The sequence below is a fragment of the Mesorhizobium sp. M8A.F.Ca.ET.202.01.1.1 genome, from assembly GCF_004791595.1.
Lineage (GTDB): Bacteria > Pseudomonadota > Alphaproteobacteria > Rhizobiales > Rhizobiaceae > Mesorhizobium.
Map to the genome: position 1 here is coordinate 1 of NZ_SRUN01000097.1, position 384 is coordinate 384.

The 384-nt window shown below is 57.8% G+C and carries 1 pseudogene; it reads left to right on the forward strand.

Features of this window, described 5'->3' with window-relative positions:
* Positions 1–188: pseudogene (locus tag EN845_RS35870) on the forward strand (hypothetical protein); the annotation flags it as partial.
* Positions 189–384: the final 196 nt, after the last annotated feature.

Sequence of the window (384 nt, forward strand, 5' to 3'; positions counted from 1 at the left end):
CCGCGAATCTGAAGACGGCCTGGAAGAGTGGCGAGACCCGACCAACGCATCGGCGGCCGTATCGGCGGACCAAACCCTATCCGAAGAGACCCAGCATGTACGAGCCGTTCGAGGCGCAGATCAAGGAAGGCTCGAGGAAGAGCCGGCGCTCTCGGCAGCAAGAGTGCGCTGTCGAGGCCAAACTCTGAAAGGTCCACGTATCCTTTTCCCCTCCCGGTAGTTTGCGACATATACACCGTACCAGTGCTACATCTAGATGTTTGATCCCAGATTTTGATGGGGCATCCTTGTCCTCCGAATCAAGGGATGCGCTATGGGCCAGGTTCTTCATGGGAGCGCCACGACGACAGAGGCGGTCCGTCGAGCGATACAGCATAGTCAAGA